General features: G+C 73.8%; 17 protein-coding genes. 7 read left to right on the top strand and 10 right to left on the bottom strand.

Translation table 11 applies throughout. The features are described 5' to 3' along the window. Nucleotides 1–8: 8 nt before the first annotated feature. The 5 genes from V2J85_RS26450 to V2J85_RS26430 form a co-directional block, all read right to left on the bottom strand. Nucleotides 9–815, bottom strand: coding sequence for a polysaccharide deacetylase family protein (locus V2J85_RS26450; RefSeq protein WP_261952331.1), 807 nt, complete (start codon nucleotides 813–815; stop codon nucleotides 9–11). Next, nucleotides 812–1,912, bottom strand: coding sequence for a glycosyltransferase family 2 protein (locus V2J85_RS26445; protein ID WP_261952332.1), 1,101 nt, complete (start codon nucleotides 1,910–1,912; stop codon nucleotides 812–814). Before V2J85_RS26445 ends, V2J85_RS26450 begins: the two co-directional genes overlap by 4 nt. Beyond that, nucleotides 1,909–2,724: a glycosyltransferase family 2 protein gene (locus V2J85_RS26440; protein WP_261952333.1), complete on the bottom strand. Its 816-nt coding sequence runs from the start codon at nucleotides 2,722–2,724 to the stop codon at nucleotides 1,909–1,911. The genes V2J85_RS26445 and V2J85_RS26440 overlap by 4 nt, the downstream gene beginning before the upstream one ends. A 487-nt stretch (nucleotides 2,725–3,211) precedes the next feature. Beyond that, a complete protein-coding gene (locus V2J85_RS26435; protein ID WP_330822950.1) occupies nucleotides 3,212–4,306 on the bottom strand; it encodes a GNAT family N-acetyltransferase in 1,095 nt (364 codons plus the stop codon). A 39-nt stretch (nucleotides 4,307–4,345) separates the two neighbouring features. Beyond that, entirely contained in the window at nucleotides 4,346–4,777 is a 432-nt protein-coding gene (locus tag V2J85_RS26430; RefSeq protein WP_261952335.1) for a hypothetical protein, read from the bottom strand. A gap of 220 nt (nucleotides 4,778–4,997) precedes the next feature. On the opposite strand from V2J85_RS26430, the gene V2J85_RS26425 reads away from it, so the two are divergent. The 4 genes from V2J85_RS26425 (at nucleotide 4,998) to V2J85_RS26410 (ending at nucleotide 8,282) form a co-directional block, all read left to right on the top strand. Beyond that, the gene (locus V2J85_RS26425) at nucleotides 4,998–5,708 is read left to right on the top strand and encodes a YoaK family protein (RefSeq protein WP_261952336.1); all 711 of its coding nucleotides are present in this window, start codon (nucleotides 4,998–5,000) and stop codon (nucleotides 5,706–5,708) included. Nucleotides 5,709–6,003: 295 nt separating this feature from the next. Then, on the top strand, nucleotides 6,004–6,810 hold the full coding sequence (locus V2J85_RS26420; protein WP_330822949.1) for an SGNH/GDSL hydrolase family protein: 807 nt from the start codon (nucleotides 6,004–6,006) through the stop codon (nucleotides 6,808–6,810). A gap of 285 nt (nucleotides 6,811–7,095) precedes the next feature. Further along, on the top strand, nucleotides 7,096–7,359 hold the full coding sequence (locus V2J85_RS26415) for a hypothetical protein (protein ID WP_030415749.1): 264 nt from the start codon (nucleotides 7,096–7,098) through the stop codon (nucleotides 7,357–7,359). Between the two features lie 194 nt (nucleotides 7,360–7,553). Beyond that, nucleotides 7,554–8,282 (top strand): TetR/AcrR family transcriptional regulator, encoded by a 729-nt coding sequence (locus tag V2J85_RS26410; RefSeq protein WP_330822948.1) that lies wholly within the window; start codon nucleotides 7,554–7,556, stop codon nucleotides 8,280–8,282. 89 nt (nucleotides 8,283–8,371) lie between these two features. Here the strand turns inward: V2J85_RS26410 and V2J85_RS26405 are convergent, their stop codons facing one another. Further along, on the bottom strand, nucleotides 8,372–9,649 hold the full coding sequence (locus tag V2J85_RS26405) for a type ISP restriction/modification enzyme (RefSeq protein WP_330822947.1): 1,278 nt from the start codon (nucleotides 9,647–9,649) through the stop codon (nucleotides 8,372–8,374). A 246-nt stretch (nucleotides 9,650–9,895) separates the two neighbouring features. Here V2J85_RS26405 and V2J85_RS26400 point away from each other — a divergent pair, with 246 nt between their 5' ends. Beyond that, nucleotides 9,896–11,287, top strand: coding sequence for an MFS transporter (locus V2J85_RS26400; RefSeq protein WP_330822946.1), 1,392 nt, complete (start codon nucleotides 9,896–9,898; stop codon nucleotides 11,285–11,287). 27 nt (nucleotides 11,288–11,314) lie between these two features. Here V2J85_RS26400 and V2J85_RS26395 read toward each other — a convergent pair whose 3' ends face one another. After that, the gene (locus tag V2J85_RS26395; protein ID WP_330822945.1) at nucleotides 11,315–11,626 is read right to left on the bottom strand and encodes a putative quinol monooxygenase; all 312 of its coding nucleotides are present in this window, start codon (nucleotides 11,624–11,626) and stop codon (nucleotides 11,315–11,317) included. After that, nucleotides 11,626–12,513, bottom strand: a complete 888-nt coding sequence (locus V2J85_RS26390) for an SDR family oxidoreductase (RefSeq protein WP_261952342.1) — start codon at nucleotides 12,511–12,513, stop codon at nucleotides 11,626–11,628. The genes V2J85_RS26395 and V2J85_RS26390 overlap by 1 nt, the downstream gene beginning before the upstream one ends. Nucleotides 12,514–12,664: 151 nt before the next feature. Between V2J85_RS26390 and V2J85_RS26385 the strand changes: the two genes are divergently transcribed. After that, entirely contained in the window at nucleotides 12,665–13,591 is a 927-nt protein-coding gene (locus V2J85_RS26385) for a LysR family transcriptional regulator (RefSeq protein ID WP_261952343.1), read from the top strand. Here V2J85_RS26385 and V2J85_RS26380 read toward each other — a convergent pair. Both V2J85_RS26380 and hmgA read right to left on the bottom strand, forming a co-directional pair. Continuing rightward, nucleotides 13,566–14,315 carry a GntR family transcriptional regulator gene (locus V2J85_RS26380; RefSeq protein WP_261952344.1) on the bottom strand — a complete coding sequence of 250 codons (750 nt, stop codon included), beginning with the start codon at nucleotides 14,313–14,315 and terminating at the stop codon, nucleotides 13,566–13,568. The two genes, V2J85_RS26385 and V2J85_RS26380, sit on opposite strands and share 26 nt — an antisense overlap. A 16-nt stretch (nucleotides 14,316–14,331) precedes the next feature. Next, the gene (hmgA, locus tag V2J85_RS26375) at nucleotides 14,332–15,657 is read right to left on the bottom strand and encodes a homogentisate 1,2-dioxygenase (RefSeq protein ID WP_330822944.1); all 1,326 of its coding nucleotides are present in this window, start codon (nucleotides 15,655–15,657) and stop codon (nucleotides 14,332–14,334) included. 102 nt (nucleotides 15,658–15,759) lie between these two features. On the opposite strand from hmgA, the gene V2J85_RS26370 reads away from it, so the two are divergent. Next, on the top strand, nucleotides 15,760–16,395 hold the full coding sequence (locus V2J85_RS26370; protein ID WP_330822943.1) for a TetR/AcrR family transcriptional regulator: 636 nt from the start codon (nucleotides 15,760–15,762) through the stop codon (nucleotides 16,393–16,395). The last annotated feature ends 200 nt before the right edge of the window (nucleotides 16,396–16,595 follow it).

Raw genomic sequence — 16,595 nt, 5'->3', positions numbered from 1 at the left:
GCTCGGCGTCAGGGGCCCGGCGGACACGGCCGCACCGCCTGACGGGCCCGGCGGACCACCGCGTAGCCCTTGGTGAGCACCCGGTCCGCGGCGTAGGCACGGACCAGCCCGCGGCCCTGGACGAGCCGGGCGAACTCCTCGGTGCCGGTACGCCGCCGCACGGTCAGCCGGGTCAGCGCGTAAGGGCCCTGCGCGCGGGCCGCGAGCGCGTTGCCGACCGCGAGCGCCTGCCGGAAGCCGAGCCCGCGCACCGTGCGCCGCACCCGCCGGTCGGAGTGGCCGTAGGGGTACGCGAAGGACTCCGGCGCGGTGCCCACCTCCTCGGCGATCAGCTCCCGGCAGCGCAGCACCTCGTGCCGCAGCCGGTGGTCGTCGAGGCCGTCCAGCGGGGGGTGGCCGTGGCTGTGCCCGCCGATCTCCACGCCGGCCGCGGCCAGTTCGCGCACCTGCCGCCAGTCGAGCATGGTGTCCGGCGCGTCCCCGGTGTCGTACGGGCCGCGCAGCCAGCCGGTGGAGAGGAAGAGGGTGGCCGGGAAGCCGTACCGGGCGAGGGCGGGCAGGGCGTGGCGGTGGACGCCCTCGTAGCCGTCGTCGAAGGTGATCAGCACCGGCCGGTCCGGGAGCGGGCCGCCGCCCCGCCAGGCCGTGGCGAGGGCGGCGGCCGTCAGTGGGGTGAAACCGCCGTCGGCGAGCGCGGCGAGCTGCTCGGCGAACGCGTCGGGCGTGACGGAGAGCGCCCGTACGGCCGGGGTCGGGGCGAAGGTCACCGCGTGGTACATGAGGATCGGCACTCTCGGAGGGCGGTCGTCGCTCATACCGCCGCCCCCTCGTGCGCGGCGGCCACGGCTGTCGTGCCGTCGTCGGGGAAGGTATCAACTCCCTTGGCCTGCCGGGTACGTGATGCGGTCCGGGTGCGGAGGGTGCCCCGCGCGTAGCCGGCCGCGGCGGCCGCCGTGCCGGCCAGGATCGCGCCCGCCCGGCCGGCCCCGCCCGGCCGCCCGAGCAGCGCGTCGCGCAGCCCGCGCAGCACGCCCACGGGCAGCACCCGGGCCGTGTGGCGCCGCTCGGCCGCCAGCCCGTCCCGGGCGCCGACGCTCCGCGTCACCAGCGCCTTGGACAGGCCCTCCGCGTACGCCCGGCGGCGGAAGTAGCCGAACCGCTGCCGCTCGGCCGGCACCCGGTGGTGGATCACCGCGCGGTCGTCGATCAGCAGCACCGCGTCCGGGAGGGTGCGGCTGATCCGGATGCACAGTTCGGTCTCCTCACAGCCCAGCGGCCGCCGGTCACCGTCCCGCCCGATCCCTATCGGGAACCCGCCGACGAGGTCGAAGGCGACCCTGCGGAACGAGGCGTTGCCGCCGAGTACGTTGCGCACCCGCACCTTCCCCGGCGGCAGACCGCGGTACGTGCAGCCCACCACCCAGTCGAACTCCTCGGGGAACCACACCGGACGGCGGCCGGCCGCCCACACCGGCTCGGTGCGCCCGCCGACCGCCAGCACCGCCGGGTCCGCGTAGGCCGCGGCGAAGTGGCGCAGCCAGTCCCGCTCGGCGACCGCGTCGTCGTCGAGGAACGCGATGATCTCGCCGTCCGCCGCGGCGATCCCGGTGTTCCGGCCCGCGGACAGCCCGCGGGGGCCGGAATTGGCCATGATCAGCACGGGGACCGGCGGCGCACCGGGAGCGGGCGCGCCCGTGCGGGCGCCCCCGAAGTGCTCCCGGAGCCGGTCGAGCAGCTGCGCGTGGTGGTCGACCACCAGCAGCACCTCGTGGGCGGGGTGGGACTGGCCGCGGACCGACGCCACCGCGGCCAGGATGTCGTCCCAGCGGTCCTCGGTGTGCACGCAGATGACGACGGAGATCCGCAGCGCCGGTCCCACCGCCGGTCCGGCCACCGGTCTGCCGGGGGTCATCGGGCCTCCCCGGTGAGCAGCGCCGGCCGGGGCACCCGTTTCCGCCCGGCCCCCCGTTCGCGGGCGATGACCTTCAGTACCCGCAACCCGTCGCGGACCGCCCGCAGATTGCTGTCGCCGTGGATGCGGGGGTACTCGTGACTGGGGATCTCCTGCACCCGCAGGCCGGCCTGGGCCACCCGGATGTTCATCAGCGTCTCGACCTCGAACCCCGCGCAGTCCAGGGCGAGCGGGTCCAGGCAGCGGCGCCAGAAGGCGTTGTAGCCGTAGCACAGGTCGGTGTAGCGGGCCCCGAACTTGGCGTTGACGAGGGCGGTCAGCATCCGGTTGCCGAGCCGGCGGATCCACGTCATGTCGTCCGTGCCGCCGCCGTTGGCGAACCGCGAGCCCTTGGCGAAGTCGGCGCCGGACACCAGTGCCGAGACGTAGCTGACGATCTCGCCGCCGTCGGCCGAGCCGTCCGCGTCGACCATCACGATGATCTCGCCGGTGCACGCCGCGAACCCGCTGATCAGCGCGTCCCCCTTGCCCTTGCCGCGCTGCGGTACGACGGTGACGCCCGGCCACAGCTCGCGGGCGACCCGGACGGTGTCGTCGGTGGAGTTCCCGTCGACCAGCACCACTTCGTGGATCCAGTCCGGGAGGGTCTTGAAGACGTGCGGGAGGTTCGCCGCCTCGTTCATCGCCGGGATGACGACGCTGACCGGCGGAGCGATGGCCAGGTGTGAGGAGACGGGACGGTAGACGGCCTGGTCCGGCAGCAGCGTCAGCGGAGGTTCGTCCGCATCGGCCGGGCGAAGGAACGCACTCATGGGTTGTTTTCCCTCTCGTCCGGTGGACCGCCCGCCCCCGGGCGGTCCGTGCTGAGATCCGGGTCCGACAGGGGGGTTCGCACCCCGTCCGGCGCGGCGCGGAGCACCGTGCGGACAGGGCGAGCCGATATGCGTGACCACGAAAGCGCGGCTCGTGACCGGCCCCCGGCAGACCGCGGTCGGCCGGCGAGGACCAGGTGCACCAGACCCCCCACCGCGCACCGCACCGGACGCCTCGCCCTGCTGCTCCTCCCCCGGAACAGCACGACGGTGATCGTCCGATGCGGCTGGAAGTGCGTCGGAAATGAAGTGCGACGGAATGGACGAGGAGGACTCTAAGGCAAGACGTTGCATGTCAAATACCCTTTAGGGCAATTGGCCACCACGTACTGATGTACGCCTGTATTCATGCACCGGCGTACGCCCTTCCGAGTCTTGGGGAAAGGCCGCGGAATACCGGGCCGAAAGGCCCGTACGGACGCCGGAATCAGCGCCCGGTCCGGAGCCGCCCGACCCGCTTGAGCAGGCGGTCCGCGGGATCGAACCACTCGGGGCGGGCGAGCACCGCATTGCGCAGCGCACGCACCGGCGCGCGCCGCGCCCAATGCACCGATGCGGCCGGATGCCGTCGCCTCACCCATCCCTCGGACACCAGGAGTTCACGGGTTTTGAGGGAATCCTTGTAATCCTTCGCGCCGCGCCCCAGATCGAGATATCCGAGCGACTCCGCGGCCGCCGCCCGCGCCATGCCCAGATGCAATACGAGTCCGGGCGAATACTTCGCGAACTGCGGGTCGTACGCCGGGAACCAACAGGCGAGGACGGAATCCGAACGCAGCCCGAAGTGTGCCGCGACCGGCCGCTCCCCGGCGTACAGCACCGACAGCAGCCCGGTGCACGACTCGGTGCGCGTGTGGAACAGCTGCCGCACCAGCCGCACGATCCAGGGGTGCGCAAAGCGGTCGCTGCGGCCGGTCCTGCGGTACTGCGCGGACTTCCACCGCAGCAGTGTCCGCAGCGCCGCCGGGTCGCGCTCGTCGTGGACGTGGCGCAGCGGCCCGACGTCCCGGCCGAGGCGGCGCTCCTTGGCCAGGGTGGTCCGGGCGAACTTCGGCGACCGCGCCCGCAGCCCGGCCAGATACGCCTCGAAGCCCCGGTCCACGTCGATGACCGGTGAGGCGAACCTCCCGAACGAGCTGGTTTCGAAAGCGCTCTGGCCCGCCACCAGGTGGTCGAACTCCAGCACCGACAGCCCGCAGGCCCGGAGCAGTTCCCGGGCGTCCCACCGCAGCCCCGGGCGGTGCACCAGCCCCTGCGCGTCCGACAGGCCCAGCCCGATCGCCCGGCCCACCCCGAGCGCGGACCGCTGGAAGGGCAGGAACCCCGCCGGGCGGCCGTCCTCCCGCAGCACCGCGATCCGCACGCCGCTCCGGCAGCGGCCGACGGCCAGCGCGAAGGCGGGGGAGAGGAACGGGTTCGCCAGCTGCGGCGCCCCGGCCGCCCGCGCCCCGGCCTGCAGGGCGGCCCAGGCGTCGCGGTCGGTCCCGGTCAGCTCGCCGGGCCGGTGCACCGTGATCTCCATGTCCGTGCGCTCCCCCTGTTCTCCTGTGCGGCCGTACGGTCAGCCCGTACGGCGTGCCCGCGTCCGGCCGGTCCGGCGCCGCAGCGCGCAGCCCAGCAGCAGCACCCCGCTGAACGCCGCCACGGCGAACACCCCGCCGCGCACCGACCACAGATGCAGCGCCAGCATCACCTGGGCCACCAGCAGGTCGACGGCGAGCGCCCCGGCGCCGGCCACCACCGCCCGGCCGAGCGGATCCATCCGGCCGAGCGCCACGGCGAGCGCGCCGGCCGGCGCCATCAGGAGGAAGAAGAGCGTGAACGGCGCGCGCAGCGGCGAATCGAGCCCGGTGAGCGCCAGCACCGCCCCCATCGCGCCGGCCGCGACCGCGGCACCCAGGGCCAGCGACCGGGCCACGCCGCCCGGCGGTGCCTGCGGCGCGGGCGGGGACGGCTCGTACCGGCCGTCCCCTCGGATGGTGTCCGTCTGCATGAGCGGCTCTGCCCTCCCCCGGCCGGATGCCGGGCTCAATGTCGCGTAACGCCCGGAGCACCGTCAAGGCGCGAAGAAGGCCGGAAACAGCCGCAACCCGGGCGGCGGGAGCAGGCCGCCGGGCCGCCCACAGACGGCGCAATGGCCGTGGCCGGGGACCGGGTCTGCGGAGACTGGGGGCGAGACCGCGCGGGTGTGCCCGCGGGAAGGAGCCGGGCCCGTGGAGCCGCCGAGCGGAATCGCCCTGACGGTGATCATGGTGTGTCTGACCGTGGTCACCGGTGTGGTGGACGCGGTCACCTTCCTGACGCTTGGTCAGGTCTTCTCCGCCATGCAGACCGGCAATCTCCTCTTCCTCGGCTTCGGTGTGGCGGGCCAGGGCGGGCTGCCCGTGCTGGCGACGGCCGTCTCGCTCGGCTCCTTCGCCCTGGGCGCGGCCCTCGGGGCCCGGTGGGAGTCCGGACTGGCCGCCCGGGAGCAGTCGTGGTTCCCCGCCGGCCTGTTCACGGAGGCGGCCCTGCTGGCCGTCGCGGGGGCGGTCGCCTGGGGGATGGACCCGGTCCCCGGACTGCCGCCGGGCCGGCGCTACGCGGTCATCGGGCTGATGGCACTGGCGATGGGCATGCGCAACGTCACCGCCATGCGGTCCGCCCCGCCCGACCTCACCACCACGGTGGCGACCCGCACCATGACGGCGCTGGTCAGCGGCTCGGTGCTGGGCCACGACAAGCGGCTGGGGTACGGCAGCCGGACGGCCGTTCGGCGCCTGCTGTCGGTGGGCGCGATGTTCGCGGGCGGTCTGCTCGGGGCCGCGCTGCTCGGCCTGGGCACCCGGCCGGCGCTGGTGATCCTGCTGGTGGCGGTGTTCCTGGCGGGCACCGCGGCGGTGGTGCCCGCACTGGTCAGACGCGAGCACCACGCCGGGGGCTGACGCCCCGCCAGGAACGACCCAGGAGGGCCACAGGAGGCATGCGGGAGGCACAGGGGAACGGCGGGCGTGTCGAGGAGCGCGCCCGCCGTCGTCGTGACCGTCGTCGTCACCGTGACCGTGGCCGTGGTCGCGACCGTGGCCAGGGCCGTGGCCGGAAGCAATGACATGGCGGTGAACATCCGCCCGGATCAGCACATTTACCGTGAACATGAAACGACTTTTGGCATGGACACTTCCGGTTGCCCGCGAGTCTTGCTACGACGGATGTGGCAGAGATCCTGCTAAGGGAGGTTCCATGAGACTGTCCCGATTCGCGGCCTTGACGTCCGCCTTCTTCGTCACCACGGCGCTCGCGCTCACCGGCGCGAGCGCCGCCGCGTCCGCCCAACTCCCCACCGCAACCGGCTATGTGGCACTCGGCGACTCCTACTCCTCGGGCGTCGGGGCCGGCAGTTACGACAGCGCCAGCGGCTCCTGCAAGCGCAGCAGCAAGGCGTACCCGGCCCTGTGGGCCGCCGCGCACTCCCCCTCCTCCTTCCAGTTCACCGCCTGTTCCGGCGCCCGAACGGGTGATGTTGTCAGCGGACAGCTCGGCCCGCTCAACAGCTCCACGGGCCTGGTCAGCATCACCATCGGCGGCAACGACGCCGGATTCGCCGACACCATGACGACCTGTGCGCTCCAGGGCGAGAGCGCCTGCCTGGCCCGGGTCGCGCAGGCCAGGACGTACATCGACAACACCCTCCCCGGCAAGCTCGACACCGTGTACAGCGCCATCTCCCAGAAGGCCCCGGCCGCGCACGTGGTGGTCCTGGGCTATCCGCGCTTCTACAAGATCGGCGGAAGCTGCCTCGCGGGCCTCTCTGAGAAGTCCCGCACCGCCATCGACGCCGCGGCCGACGAAATCAACGGCGTCATCGCCAAGCGGGCCGCCGACCACGGCTTCTCCTTCGCCGACGTCAACACCACCTTCGCCGGCCACGAGCTGTGCTCCGGCAGCGCCTGGCTGCACAGCGTGACCTATCCCGTCGACGAGTCCTACCACCCGACCTCGGCCGGCCACTCCGGCGGCTATCTGCCGGTGTTCGGCTCCGCCGCCTGAGGAACCGCACCCGGGGGCGCGTCCCGGGCGCCGGGGAGTGTCCGTGAGATCCCGGTCTCTCCCCGGCGGATCCGGCGGCCCGTCAGCTGCCCGGAAGCCCTCCCTCCGGAAACTTCCGCCCCGTCAACTCCCCCTGGGACACGGCCTTTAGGTGACATTCCGTATGGTGTGCGTCAACGTCATGGCGAGGCAGGTGAATCCGTTGACCGGTCTGCACGCGTGTCCTCCAAGAGAGATAGGGTTACCCTGCCCGGGCCGGGTGCCCTCGTAAGGGTGGGGAGAGTCATGGAACAGATAACAGTGCGTAGCAGGGCCAGAGTCCCTGCGATCAATTGCGGGAGCGGTGCGTCCAGTGCGCGCCTCGACCGCCACCTCGCGGTGCTGGGTGGCCCCGCCATCCCGCAGCGGGAGGCGGAAGGCGCGACCTCGCTGATGCAGGAGCTCACCGCGCGCGACCACCTGCGGACGAGGAACGGCCGCGGCGCCAGGGTGTCGCTGTTCGCACCGCTGCGCAGGCTGCGGCGCTCGCTCTTCGGCGGACACGGCTGAGCCGTTCGTCACACGGCACCTCGGGCGGCCGGCCCGTCCCCGCCCGGCCGGTCCGCTCCCGACCACCCGTCACGACGTGACGGGTGGTTTTTTCGTGCCCGCCCGCCGGCCGCGGCGCACGGGGACCTCACGCCGGCGCCGCCCCGCCCCGCGTAGCACGCACGTCACTAGGATGGGGCCGAGGTGATCGATTCATGGCAGCAAGCGGCCGCGCGGCCGGACCCGAGGTGATCTGGGCGCGCCCCGAGCGGACCGGCCGCGGCCCCCGGCCCGCCTTCACCCGCGACGAGATCGCCGAGGCCGCGGTGCGGATCGCCGACGAGTCCGGGCTCGCGGCGGTCTCCATGCGGCGGGTGGCGACCGCGGTCGGCTGCGCCACCATGTCGCTCTACAACTACGTCCCCGGCAAGGACGATCTGATCGACCTCATGGTCGACCTGGTCGTCGGCGATTACCGGCTGCCCGACCGCCCGTCCGGCGACTGGCGCGCCGATCTGCTCGACCTCGCCCGCCAGGCACGCGCGATGATGCGCCGGCACCCATGGCTGCCGGGCGCCGTGCTGTCCCACACCTCCCTCGGGCCCAACGCGCTGCGTTACATGGAGCACTGCCTCGCCGTACTGGAGGACTCCGGGCTCGACGACGCGCTCAAGCTCGAACTGATCTCGATGCTCAACGGCACCGTCATCGCCATGGCCTCCGCCGAGCAGGCGGCCGCCGAGCGCGCCAAGGAATCCGGCCACAGCCCGGAACAGCGACAGGCGGCCCAGGCCGGCTACCTGAAGTCGGCGGTGGCCACCGGGCAGTACCCGCTCGTCGCCCGGGTGCTGGCCGGCAGCGGACCGGTCGGCGACCCGGACGAGGTCTTCGCCCGGCTCATCGGCCGGGTCCTCGACGCCTACGCGGGCCCGGCGGCCGGATAGCGCGGGCCCAGCGGCCACGGCGAGGAACGGCCACCGGGGAAGGGCCACCGGGGAAGGGTCACCGCCCGAGGGCCACGGGCGCACGGCGGTCACACCAGGGCGAACTGCCCGTCCGGGCCCTCCTCGTGGTGGTCCAGCACGGACGCCGGGCGCCGGGCCGAGGACGGCGGGGGCAGCACGCCCGCGGCACGCAGCTCGACGGCCGGCAGCTGCGGCGCCGCCGCGGCGGCCGCCGCCAACTCGGCCTGCTCCGGCGCCAGTTCGGCCATCAGCGCCAGAACGGTGATCAGCTCCAGCAGCTCCGAGGTCCACTCCCGCGGCCAGTCCGCGGGACCCAGCGCCGCCAGCGAACCGGCCTCCGGCGGCGTCGCCGTACCGTCCTCCGCCTCGCCGGTGCGGCCGGCGAACCAGTCCGCCAGCACCCGCACCCCGCCCGCCGAGAAGTCCCAGGCACCCTGCGGCACCGGTGAGATCCGTCCGCCGTCGCCGAGCAGCAGCGCCTCGTCCGCCGGGTCGTACGCCAGGGTCCGCGGCAGCCCGTGGGACGGCAGCGCGGCGCGGACGTACGGGCGGCGGCCGCCCGGCATCCGGGGCCGCCCGCCGGGTCCCGCGCAGCCCTCGGGCGGGCCGTCCCCGGGCACGTACGCGCCCCGGGTGTACAGCCACAGCAGCCGCTCGCCCAGCGCCACGCCCCGCGTCCACACCCCGGCATCGGCGGTCAGCGGCACCACGGCGCCGTCGGGGGAGTGGCGGGCGCTCGCGGCCACCCAGGCGAGCAGCTCGGCCGGGTCCACCGGGCGGTCCAGCCGGCGGGCGAGCAGGGCGAGCAGCCCGGGGGCGAGGTTCGGCTCGCGGCCGCCGGGCCGCCGGTAGAGCGGATGGATCCGGCCCGGACGCCCGGCCGGTGACCGCCCGTCGGGCAGCAGCGCCGCGCACACCACCGCGGGCCCGGACGGCTGCGGCAGCCGGCCCGGCTCCACCGCGTACAGCTGCCGGGCGTCCGCCACCCGCCACAGCTCCGGCCGGGCCGCGTCGATCAGCCGGTGGTCGGGCAGCAGCCACTGCTGGTCGAACGGACCGTGCTGGATCCGCACCGGCTCGGGGCACGGGCCGTCCGCGCGGTACAGCCGCCCGGTGGCGGTCCGCTGGCCCGGCAGCTGGCCGACCGCGGAGTACAGGGTCCGGGCCCGGGACGGCCGGAACAGCCGCTCGCGGGCCGCGGTGTCCTCGGCGGCCACCAGCGCCCGCCAACGCGCCCGCAGGGCCGCCGGGTCCGGCGACCGCACCCAGGAACGGCCGAGCCGCAGCGGCGCCACGGACCACGGCATGAGATCGGACAGCCGTGGCGCGTCCTGCTTCGCCGTCACGCGGAGCCCCTCCCGGACCGATCGGTTGACCCCGGCATGGTAACGACGGCCCCCGCCGGTCCGCCCGGCCGGCCGGACCGGATCCACCCTCCGGGGCGATCCCGACGCGGTCTTCCGCTTACTGATCTTGGCGGAGTACGGTCCTCGCCGTACGCCCGACGCCGCGGTGCGGACGTCGTCCTCCCCCATGCCCGAACGGCGCGGGGGACCCCCATCGCGCCGGGACCTGCTCAGGGGAGGACCGCCATGACGGACACCACCTCTCCCACGCCTGAACGGCGCGGGGGGACCCCCATCGGCAACCGGGCCGCCGCACGGCTGGACCGTCTGCCACCGTCCCGGTGGCACCGCCGGCTCACCCTCGTCGTCGGCATCGGCGCCTTCTTCGACCTCTACGAGATCTTCCTCGGCGGAGTGCTCGCCGCCGTCCTCGCCGCACAGTGGCACCTCGGCCACACCGCGAAGTCCTGCGTGATCGCCGCCGGTTTCCTCGGCATGTTCGTCGGCGCGAACCTGCTCTCGGTGCTCGCCGACCGCCTGGGTCGGCGCCGGATGTTCCTGGTCAACCTCGGCGCCTACTCGGTGTTCTCACTGGCCTCCGCCTTCGCCCCGGACCTGCCGTGGCTGCTGGCGCTGCGCTTCCTGGCGGGCCTCGGGCTGGGGGCCGAACTCGTGCTGGTGGACACCTATCTCGCCGAGTTCCTGCCCCGGGCGGTCCGCGGCCGGTACCTCGCCCACGCCTACACCCTCGGCTTCGTCGGCGTCCCGGTCGCCGCGCTGCTCGGCGCCCGGCTGGTGGCCGCCCACCGGCTGCTGGGCGTCGACGGCTGGCGCTGGCTGCTGGTGGCCGGTGCGCTCGGCGCCGCCTTCATCCAGCTCATGCGCCGCCAACTCCCCGAATCCCCACGGTGGTTGACCGTGCACGGACGGCACGAGGAGGCCGAGCGGATCGTGGCCGGGCTGGAGGAGCGGGTGGCCCGGGAGACCGGCGGCAGCCTGCCCTCCGTACCCGAGACCGAGACCGTTCCCGAGCGGCGGGTGCCGCTGGCCGCGATGTTCCGCGGCGACCTCCGCCGGCGGACCGTCATGTGGTGGATCTTCCAGATCCTGCAGACCGTCGGCTACTACGGCTTCGGGTCGCTGGCGCCGGTGGTCCTCACCGCGAAGGGCCACACCGTCACCGAATCGCTGCTCTACGCCGCCCTGAGCTTCTGCGGCTACCCGCTCGGCTCCGCGCTGTCCGTCCCGCTCATCGACCGGATCGAGCGCCGCACCCTGATCATCGCCTCCGCCCTGGCCATCGCCGGCTGCGGCCTGGCCTTCGGCTTCGCCGACGCCACCTGGGCCATCGTCGCCTTCGGCTTCCTGCTGACGGTGGCCAGCAACGTCTTCTCCAACGCCTTCCACGTCTACCAGACGGAGATCTTCCCGACCGGCCTGCGCAGCAGTGCGATCGGCATCGCCTACTCGCTCTCCCGGCTCACCTCGGTCGTCCTGCCGTTCGTGGCCCTCCCCGTCCTCACCGAGCTCGGCCCCGCCGCGGTCTTCACCGGGTCCGCCGCGCTGATGCTGCTGCTGTGCGCGAACGTGGCGGCGCTGGGACCGCGCAGCACGGGACGCAGCCTGGAACGGATCTGACCGGGCCGCGCCCCGCGCTGCTGCCGCTCATCCGCCGGCGGACGTCACCGACGTGCTCTCGTAGTGCTTCATCTCCTCGATGTCACCGATGTACGGCCTGACGTGGGCGAGGAAGGTGGGGAAGTGCGGGCCGCCGCGGAAGCCCTTGAGGTGGTCCTCCACGGAGGTCCACTCGATGCGCAGGATGTAGTGCTCGGGCTCCTCCACCCCGTGCGCCAGGTCGTACCCGAGGCACTCGGGCGCCGCGTCGAGCTGCTCGGAGGCCGCCGCGTACGCCTGCTCGAAGGCGGTCCGGCGCGCGGGGTCGGTGATCGTGTAACGGATGTACTCGGTCGTCATCAGTGGTTCTCCTGAGAGGGGGCGGAACCGGCCCGCAGGGCGGTCGCGTGGTCGGCGAGGAAGGTTTCGATCGGGAGGGCCGGGCGGCCGAGCAACCGGGGAACGGTGTCGGAGACCGCCCGGGCCGCACCGGACGCGTAGAGGCCGTAGAGCTCGACCAGCCCGTCGGCCTGCCACGCGGACATACCCGTGCCGAGCAGGGCGGTACGGGCCTGCTCCGGCGTGAGTGCACGGTAGGTCAGCGGCCGGCCGAGGGCCGCGCCGAGCCGCTCGGCGATCTCGTCGTGGTCCATCGCCCGCGGGCCGGTCACGTCGAGCACCGCGCCCTCGTGGCCGTCCGTGGTGAGCACCGTGGCGGCGACCTCGGCGATGTCGCGGGCGTCCACGTACGACACCGCGGCGTCGCCGGCGGGCAGCGCCAGTGTGCCGGTGCGCCGCAGGTCCGGCAGCAGCGCGAGGAAGTTCTGCAGGAACCCGTTCGGCGCGAGCACCGTCCACGGCAGGCCGCTGCCCTCGAGGTGGTCGAGCGCCGCGGTGTGCGCGTCGAAGAACCGCACCGGGACGGTCCGGCGCCGCACACCGATCGCCGCCTGGAGGACGACCTTGGGGCGGCCGGCCCCGGCGACCGCGTCGATCACGTTCCGGGCCTGCCGTGCGGCGTCCGGGCCGACCGGAGTCAGCAGGTGGACCGCCTCGATCCCGGCCGCGGCCGCGGCCAGCGATCCGGCGTCGTTCAGGTCCGCGACCACCGGCTCGACGCCGTCGTCCCACTCGGCGGGCGCCTCGCCCGCGTCACGTACCAGCGCACGGACCGCGGCGCCGCGGGCGCGCAGCGCGCGCACCAGCGGCCGGCCGACGGTGCCGGTCGCGCCTGTCACCAGAATCATGCATCCCCCAGGGTCAACGGGCTTGTTCTGCTTGGTCGTTCGGCCCGGACCACGCTATGGGGGGCACCGCCGGTCGACAAGCGCAGCTTGTTGTCGATCGACAAGGCGGGCTTGTCGACGGGTGGGCCGGGCGGCCGTACCATGCCGTCGCATGGAACCCGAGCTGCGCCAGATGCGGTACTTCGTGGCGGTGGCCGAGCGCCGCAGCTTCACCCGCGCCGCCGAGGACGTGTACGTCGCCCAGCAGGCGCTCAGCCAGCAGATCAAGGCGCTGGAGGACACCCTCGGCGTACGGCTGCTCGACCGCACCTCCCGCCGGGTCGAGCTCACGCCGGCCGGCGCCGCCTACCTGGCCGACTGCAAGCGGCTGCTCTCCGCCGCCGGCCGCGCGGCCCAGCACGCCCGGGCGGTGGCGGACGGTGAGGCCGGGAAGCTGCGCATCGCCTACACGGTCACCGCGGTGTACGAGACCCTCCCGGCGCTCACCGCCCACCTCGCCGCCCGGGCGCCCCGGTTGAAGGTGGAGACCCGGGAGATCTTCGCCTCCGACGTCTGCCGGATGCTGCGGGACGAGCGCTGCGACCTCGCGCTCGCGCCCAGGGCCGGCTACCCGAAGGGGATCGCCCGGCGGACCGTGCGGCGGGAGCCGCTGATGGCGGCGGTCGGCGACGGCCATCCGTCCGCCGGCGCCCCGGCCATGGAGCTCGCCGGGCTGCGCGACGAGACGTTCCAGTTGTGGCCGCGCGACATGGCGCCCGGCTACTACGACGCGGTGGCCGGTGCCTGCCGGGCCGCCGGGTTCGAGCCGGTGCTCGACGAGACCGCCTCCGGCTCCAACGCCTGGGCCGGCATCGCGGCCGGGCGCGGCGTCAACCTCGTCGTGGCCTCGCTCGCCCGCCAACTCCCGCGCGGCATCACCCTCGTGCCGCTCACGGAGCCCGCGCCGGTGCTCCGCCTGGACGCCGTCTGGCGGGCCGAGCATCCGCATCCGGCGGTGTCCCGCGTCCTCGACGGATGCGCGGAGCTCTGGCCCGGAGAGCGGACCGACGGCGTCAGTGCGCGTCCAGCGTCACCGTGAAGGAGAAGCGGTCCCCCCGGTAGTGAATACGCGCGACGTCGACCGGCCGTCCGTCGGCGTCGTAGGTGACGCCCGTGTAGTCGAGGATCGGGCTGAGCAGGGGGACCTCCAGGAGGCGGGCGGTCTCCGGATCGGCGAGGCGGGCCTCGACCGTGTCGGTGATCCGGCTGATCCGGACGCCCACCGCGTCCCGCAGCACCTTCGTCATCGGCCAGCGCAGCAGGTCCGCCGGGTCGATCCGCTCCGCGACGTCGGGGCGTACGTAATTGCGCGCGTGATTGGTGGGCTCGCCCGTCTTCTCGTCGCTACGCAGCCGGCGGAACCCGGCCACCTCCGTCAACTCCGGGAAGTACTCGGCCAGTTCGGCGGGAACCGCGACCGGACCGTGGTCCAGCAGCTCGGTGGTCATCCCGGACTGCTGGGCCACGATCGCGTCCACCGAGCCGAGCAGCCGCACCGGCGCACCGCGCCGCGCACCCGGCTCGATGAAGGTGCCGCGGCGCCGGTGCCGGCTGATCAGCCCCTCCGCCTCCAGCTCCTTGAGCGCCTGCCGCATGGTCAGCACGCTCACGCCGTAGTGCGCCGCGAGCGCGTCCTCGGTGGGCAGCCGCAGCGGGGCGTCGGGGGAGCGGCCCAGTATGGAGGCGCGCAACGACTGCGAGACCTGGTACCACAGCGGCAGCTTGCGGTTCAGGGCGAGCGAGTCGGGAGCGAAGGTGGTCACGAGCGGTCCCCGGGTGTCACGGGCGGAAGTGGCGCTGGAGACCCTGCCATACGTCGTCGTAGCCGCGCTGCAGGTGGCCGGCGTCCCGGGCCTGCGCGGTGAGGGTCAGCGGCCACCGGGTCTCGAACATGAACGCCAGCCCGTCGTCGATCTTCTGCGGCACCAGCTCGGCGGCGCTCGCCCGGTCGAACGTCTCCCGGTCGGGCCCGTGCGCCGACATCATGTTGTGCAGTGACCCGCCGCCCGGTACGAAGCCCTCCGCCTTGGCGTCGTAGGCGCCCTCGATCAGGCCCATGTACTCGGTCATCACATTGCGGTGGAAATAGGGCGGCCGGAAGGTGTCCTCACCGACCAGCCACCGCGGTGCGAAGACCACGAAGTCCACACCGGCCAGCCCCGGGGTGTCGGACGGCGAGGTCAGCACCGTGAAGATCGACGGGTCCGGGTGGTCGTAGCTGATCGAGCCGATGACGTTGAAGCGCCGCAGGTCGTAGACGTACGGGGCGTGGTTGCCGTGCCAGGCGACGACGTCCAGCGGCGAGTGGTCGTAGGTGGCGGTCCAGAGGCTGCCGCAGAACTTGTTGACGACCTCGACCGGGCCCTCGACGTCCTCGTAGGCGGCGACCGGGGCCCGGAAGTCCCGGGCGTTGGCCAGGCCGTTGGCGCCGATCGGACCGAGGTCGGGGAGCCGGAAGGGCTGCCCGTAGTTCTCGCAGACGTAGCCCCGCGCGGTCGCGTCCAGCAGCTCGACGCGGAACCGCACCCCGCGCGGGATCAGCGCCACCTCGCCCGGTACCGCGCGCAGCAGCCCGAGCTCGGTGCGCAGCAGCAGCCCGCCCCGCTCGGGGACGATCAGCAGCTCGCCGTCCGCGTCGCTGAACACCCGCCGCTCCATGGGCGCGTTGGCGTGGTAGAGGTGCACGGCCATACCGCTGCGCTGCGTCGCGTCGCCGTTGCCGCCCAGCGTCCACAGGCCGTCGAGGAAGTCCGTCGGGCCCTCGGGAGCGGGCAGCGGGTTCCAGCGCAGCCGGTTGGGGTCGGGGACGCACTCGGTGAACGGCGCCGAGCGCACCGCGCGGGGCTCGACGCGGACGAACGGCGGATGGGCGGCCGACGGGCGGATGCGGTACAGCCAGGAGCGGTGATTGGCCGCCCGCGGTTCGGTGAACGCCGAGCCGCTGAGCTGCTCGGCGTACAGCCCGAGCGGGGCCCGCTGGGGCGCGTTGCGGCCCAGCGGAAGCGCGCCCGGGACGGCCTCCGAGCTGTGCTCGTTGCCGAACCCGGTGGCGTACACCAGTCCTTCGGCCGTCTTCCTCGCCTGCTCGTTGGCCGTGCCTGTCATCGCGCGCTCCCGCCGCTCAAGGAATCCTATGGAAGACCTTAGGATTGCGCGGGAGGGCCGTCAACGGACACTCCCGGCCGGAAGGCCGGGCAGGATGGACGGGTGCAGCAGCCGACCCCGCGCCCCGACCGGCCGCCCCGCTCCCTGCGCCGCGCCCCCGTGCAGCGGCGCAGCGCCCAGCGCCTGGCCCGCATCCTCGACGCCTGCGCCGAACTCCTCGACGAGACCGGCTACGAGGAACTGAGCACCCGGGCCGTGGCCGGCCGGGCCGGCGTCCCGATCGGCTCGGTCTACCGCTTCTTCCCCAACAAGCGGGCCATGGCGGAGGCGCTCGCCCACCGCAACCTCGATGCCTACGCGGACCGGATCACCGCCCGGCTGACCGCGCCGGAGGGGCAGCGCCTGGAGTGGCGCCGGGCGATGGACGTCGTGGTCGACGAGTACCTCGCGATGAAGCGGACGGTGCCGGGGTTCGCGCTGGTCGAGTTCACGGTCCCCGCCCCGCGCGGGTCCCGCCAGGCGAACTACGAGGTCGCGGACCGCCTCCTGGCCCTCCTCGCGGGGCGCCTCGGCCTGGACCCGGCCGACGCACGGCTCCGCACGGCCTTCCTGGTCGGCGTCGAAACGGCTGACGCGTTGCTGCAGCTGGCGTTCCGCGTCGACTCGGCCGGTGACCCGGCCGTTGTCGCGGAGGCGAAGTCGCTGCTGCGGGCGTATCTGTCCCAGTACCTGGATTGATGCCTTCCCGCGTACTTGTCTGCGGCGCCGCGGGTGTTGTTCGCCGTTGCGCGCTTGGCGGCGCCTCCCACGTAGCTGTCTGCGGCGCCGCGGTGGTTTCTCGCCGTTGCGCCTGCGGCGGGCTGGGTGGTTTGTGGGTGCGGTGACGGGCCTCCGGGGCCGGTTGTGTGGACTGCTGACGCTTTACGTCCACACAACCG

The sequence above is a fragment of the Streptomyces bugieae genome (genome assembly GCF_036352915.1).
Classification (GTDB): Bacteria; Actinomycetota; Actinomycetes; order Streptomycetales; family Streptomycetaceae; genus Streptomyces; species Streptomyces endophytica.
The sequence above is the reverse complement of the archived record's forward strand: the minus strand, read 5'-3'. Positions and strand labels throughout refer to the sequence as shown.

Coding starts and splice junctions, on each gene's coding strand:
- V2J85_RS26450 (WP_261952331.1), bottom strand. CDS start 815: ATGAGCGACGACCGCCCTCCGAGAGTGCCGATCCTCATGTACCACGCG.
- V2J85_RS26445 (WP_261952332.1), bottom strand. CDS start 1,912: ATGACCCCCGGCAGACCGGTGGCCGGACCGGCGGTGGGACCGGCGCTG.
- V2J85_RS26440 (WP_261952333.1), bottom strand. CDS start 2,724: ATGAGTGCGTTCCTTCGCCCGGCCGATGCGGACGAACCTCCGCTGACG.
- V2J85_RS26435 (WP_330822950.1), bottom strand. CDS start 4,306: ATGGAGATCACGGTGCACCGGCCCGGCGAGCTGACCGGGACCGACCGC.
- V2J85_RS26430 (WP_261952335.1), bottom strand. CDS start 4,777: ATGCAGACGGACACCATCCGAGGGGACGGCCGGTACGAGCCGTCCCCG.
- V2J85_RS26420 (WP_330822949.1), top strand. CDS start 6,004: ATGAGACTGTCCCGATTCGCGGCCTTGACGTCCGCCTTCTTCGTCACC.
- V2J85_RS26415 (WP_030415749.1), top strand. CDS start 7,096: ATGGAACAGATAACAGTGCGTAGCAGGGCCAGAGTCCCTGCGATCAAT.
- V2J85_RS26410 (WP_330822948.1), top strand. CDS start 7,554: ATGGCAGCAAGCGGCCGCGCGGCCGGACCCGAGGTGATCTGGGCGCGC.
- V2J85_RS26400 (WP_330822946.1), top strand. CDS start 9,896: ATGACGGACACCACCTCTCCCACGCCTGAACGGCGCGGGGGGACCCCC.
- V2J85_RS26395 (WP_330822945.1), bottom strand. CDS start 11,626: ATGACGACCGAGTACATCCGTTACACGATCACCGACCCCGCGCGCCGG.
- V2J85_RS26390 (WP_261952342.1), bottom strand. CDS start 12,513: ATGATTCTGGTGACAGGCGCGACCGGCACCGTCGGCCGGCCGCTGGTG.
- V2J85_RS26385 (WP_261952343.1), top strand. CDS start 12,665: ATGGAACCCGAGCTGCGCCAGATGCGGTACTTCGTGGCGGTGGCCGAG.
- hmgA (WP_330822944.1), bottom strand. CDS start 15,657: ATGACAGGCACGGCCAACGAGCAGGCGAGGAAGACGGCCGAAGGACTG.